Annotated in this window: 4 protein-coding genes and 1 tRNA gene; 2 read left to right on the top strand and 3 right to left on the bottom strand. The window is 74.7% G+C overall.

Annotation, left to right across the window (positions count from 1 at the left end):
* Nucleotides 1–118: 118 nt before the first annotated feature.
* Nucleotides 119–712, bottom strand: a complete 594-nt coding sequence (orn, locus tag RYN42_RS19975) for an oligoribonuclease (RefSeq protein ID WP_399552553.1) — start codon at nucleotides 710–712, stop codon at nucleotides 119–121.
* Between the two features lie 148 nt (nucleotides 713–860).
* Here orn and RYN42_RS19970 point away from each other — a divergent pair, with 148 nt between their 5' ends.
* On the top strand, nucleotides 861–1,574 hold the full coding sequence (locus RYN42_RS19970; RefSeq protein WP_315099320.1) for a phosphatase PAP2 family protein: 714 nt from the start codon (nucleotides 861–863) through the stop codon (nucleotides 1,572–1,574).
* A gap of 4 nt (nucleotides 1,575–1,578) precedes the next feature.
* On the opposite strand, the gene RYN42_RS19965 is transcribed toward RYN42_RS19970, so the two are convergent.
* The gene (locus RYN42_RS19965; RefSeq protein ID WP_315099317.1) at nucleotides 1,579–1,827 is read right to left on the bottom strand and encodes a hypothetical protein; all 249 of its coding nucleotides are present in this window, start codon (nucleotides 1,825–1,827) and stop codon (nucleotides 1,579–1,581) included.
* 494 nt (nucleotides 1,828–2,321) lie between these two features.
* Nucleotides 2,322–2,394: transfer RNA gene (locus RYN42_RS19960), tRNA-Arg, on the bottom strand.
* A gap of 214 nt (nucleotides 2,395–2,608) precedes the next feature.
* Here RYN42_RS19960 and RYN42_RS19955 point away from each other — a divergent pair.
* Nucleotides 2,609–3,683: dynamin family protein (locus RYN42_RS19955; RefSeq protein ID WP_315099314.1), on the top strand; the 1,075-nt coding region annotated here is incomplete at its 3' end.

The following is a 3,683-nucleotide window of genomic DNA, read 5'->3' as shown; positions in this document are numbered from 1 at the left end:
TGGTCGCGGTGGTGTGTGGGCGCGGGGGGGGGGGGTTTCTTCGGCGCGTCCCCCCCCCGGGGGGGGGGGGGCCGCACGTTGGGGGCCCCCCCCGACGTCGTTCCCGGTGCAGATCGGGTCAGCCCTCGGACAGCAGCGCGCCCTTGACCGAGGTCGCGACGACCTGCGCGGCGATCTTCTTGGCCGCGGCGGAGTCCGGGCCCGGCTGCGCCGGCAGGAGCGCCGCGCGGTAGTAGCGGAGCTCGTCGATGCTCTCGAGGATGTCCGCGAGCGCCCGGTGGCCGCCGTTCTTGCGCGGGGAGGCGAAGTAGACGCGCGGGTACCAGCGGCGCGCGAGCTCCTTGATCGACGACACGTCGATGACGCGGTAGTGCAGGTGCCCGACCAGCTCGGTCATGTCGCGGTCGAGGAACGCCTTGTCGGTGCCCACCGAGTTGCCCGCCAGCGGTGCCTTGCCCGGGTCCGGGACCCACGCGCGGACGTACTCGAGGACCTTGGCCTGGGCGTCCTCGAGGGTCGTGCCGCCGGGCAGGGCGTCGAGCAGGCCCGAGGTGGTGTGCATCGTGCGGACGAAGTCGTTCATCTGCACGAGCGCCTCGGCGGGGGGCGCGATGATCACGTCCACACCCTCGCCGAGCACGCGCAGCTCGGAGTCGGTGACCACGGCGGCCACCTCCACCAGGGCGTCGGCGCCGAGGTCGAGGCCGGTCATCTCGCAGTCGATCCAGACGATGCGGTCGGAGCTCTCCTGGCCGGGCACGGGGGCAGGGGGCGTCGGGGTGATGCTCACGCGGTCAGCCTAGGGGGCGTCGCGCGGTGCTGCGGTCGTGCGTCCGCGGAGCCGCGGCTAGCGTCGGTGCATGACGGACGAGCCTGCCCTCGCGCCACCGCAGACTCGTGCCTTCTCCGCCCTGCGCGCACGGCCGACCCTGTGGGCGGTGCTGCCGGGCGTCGTGCTCGTCGTGGGTGGGCTCGCCGTCTTCCTCGGGGTGCTCGACGGCGTCCAGGAGAAGGACGACCTGTTCGAGCTGGACCAGCCCGTCCTGGAGTGGCTCGTCGACCACCGGACCACCGGGTGGACCGCCGTGCTGGCCGCGATCACGTTCGTCACCGGCCCCACCGTGCTGCCGCTGCTGGTGCTCGTCGCGTGCGTGGTCTGGCGGCTGGTGCGGCGCGAGTGGTGGCGTCCCGTGCTGCTCGCCGGGGCGATGGCCGCATCCACGCTGATCAGCCTGGGGGTCAAGGGCCTGGTCGGTCGCGAGCGGCCACCCGAGGAGACCATGTTCGTGCCGGGGGCGGAGACCACCGCGTCGTTCCCGTCCGGCCACACCATCGGCACCGCGACCTTCCTGCTCGTGGCCGGGTACCTCGCGTGCAGCCGCACCCCGTCGGTCGCGCGGATCGTGGCGTGGTCGGTCGCGACCGTGCTGGGCACCGCGCTCGTGGCGCTCAGCCGGCTCTACCTCGGCTACCACTTCCTCACCGACGTCGTGGCGGCGGTCGCGCTCGCGGTCGCCGTGCTGGGGCTGGTGGCCGTCGTCGACCGGTTGCGGCAGGGCCCGCCACCGGGCTGACCGGCTACCGGTCGGCGTCGTTCCCCGGGACCGTGGAGGCGAGCCATGCCGCGACCGGGACCACGACGGCGACCGCCCCGGCGATCCAGAGGCCTGCCGTCCAGGACGTGCCCGCCCAGCGCAGCACCCCGAGCGTCCCTGCGCCGGCGGCCAGCCCGAGCCCGAGGCGCTCGAGCCAGACCAGGACCCGTCGCCTGAGGCGCGTGCGCAGGGGCAGCCGCTCAGCGGGACCGGGGGTGTTGTGCCTGCCCATCAGCGACGGCCGCGGTGCCGGGGGCGGGGACGGAGCGGCATGGCGACATGGTGGCACGCATGACGGTGGGCGCGGACCGACTCCGGCAGGAGGTGCGGTCCGCGCCCACGGGCGTGCGGATCATCGTGCGGGCGCAGCGCCGACGAGCTCGGGCGTGCGCGTCGCGACGCGCTGCGGATCAGGCGGTCGACCGATGGTCTCGGTCCGGGCTCTGTCTGCCCGCGCCGCTGCGCGGGTGCGTGCCTGGTGGGACTGAGCGAGGCGCTGGGAGTGGTCCTGGCGCGCGAGCTCGAGGGAGATGGTCGGGTTCACGGTGTGCTCCTGGGCATGACGGAGTCCGGGCCGGTGCCCGGACGATCGTGTGGTGTAGGAGTACTGGACCACGCGCCAGAGACCTTCGTCACGTGATTAATCCGCCGGTTTCGCCCGGATCGCCCGCGCGTGGAGAACGCGAGGGCGAGCGGCTGGAGCGGGGCTCGACAGCGGTGGACGGGCGCCCCCGGCAGGACTCGAACCTGCAACCGACGGATTAGAAGGCCGTTGCTCTATCCGTTGAGCTACGGGGGCCGGACGTGCGCCCACAGCCTACTGGCGGTGCGCGGGATCCCGCGTTCGGGACGAACCGCTCGCAACCGACCCGCGTGGCGCGTTTTGCCAGGTCAGATCGCACCGCGACAATGGGCGCGTGAGCGCGCAGCCCGGCACCGCGCCAGTGCAGCCTGCGTACCCTGCGCAGCCGCTGGTCCCACACGCGCGCCATGCCGCGGCGGACCCGCGTGACGTGCTCGCTCGTCCGCTCGCCGCGACCTCGCTGCTGGATGCCGTGCGCGACCTGCGTCGGGACGTGGAGCGCACCGGGTTCCCGCTGGAGATCGACGGCATCGCGTCGGCCCGCGCCTCCCGCGAGCGCCTGCTCGACCAGCTCGGGGAGCACCTGGTGCCGCGCCTCACGGAGCTGTCGGCACCGGCGGTCGTGGTGGTCTCCGGGTCGACCGGGGCCGGCAAGTCGACGCTGGTGAACTCCCTGGTGGGCGCGGAGGTGAGCACCGCCGGGGTCCTGCGGCCGACCACCCGCCGGCCCGTGCTGGTGCACAACCCGCTGGACACCGAGCTGCTCTCGCACCACCCGGTGCTGGAGTCGGTGAGCGTCGTCGCGGACGACCAAGTGCCGCGCGGTATCGCCCTGCTCGACGCCCCGGACCTCGACTCGGTGCTGGAGTCGAACCGGGAGTCCGCCCACCGCCTGCTCGAGGCCGCCGACCTGTGGCTCTTCGTCACCACGGCGGCGCGCTACGGCGACGCCCTGCCCTGGCAGGTGCTGCAGGCCGCGGTCGAGCGCGGCGCCTCCATCGCGATGGTCCTCAACCGCGTCCCCCCGGCGTCGCTGCCGACGGTGCGCGGTGACCTGCTCGACCGGCTCCGCGGGCACGGGCTGCAGGGGTCGCCGCTGTTCGTCGTCCCCGACCTCGGCCCGCACGAGGGGCTGCTCCCGGCGTCCGCCGTCGCACCGATCCGGCGCTGGCTGGCCATGCTGGCGGGTCCGGACCGGGCGCGGACGGTCATCGGGCGCACGCTGCGCGGCTCGCTGGCTGCGCTGCGGCCGTGGGTCGACGAGCTGGCGGAGGCGGTGCAGGCGCAGGCCGACGCGGCGGGCACCCTCGCCTCGGTCCTGGACCAAGCGGTCGAGGCGCCCACCGTGCAGGCCGTGGCCTCGATCCGCGGGGGTGCCGTCGCAGACGGTGCCGTGGGCGCGCGCTGGTCGGAGCTCACCGCGGACGGCGGCCCGCTCGCGGGGATCGTCCGGTCGTCGGGCCGCATCCGGTCGGCCCGCGGGGTGCGGGCGCGCGGCACCGCCA

Source organism: uncultured Cellulomonas sp. (assembly GCF_963527515.1).
In the GTDB taxonomy this organism is placed as follows: domain Bacteria; phylum Actinomycetota; class Actinomycetes; order Actinomycetales; family Cellulomonadaceae; genus Cellulomonas.
Note: the sequence above shows the minus strand (reverse complement) of the source record. Positions and strands in the feature narration are given on the sequence as shown.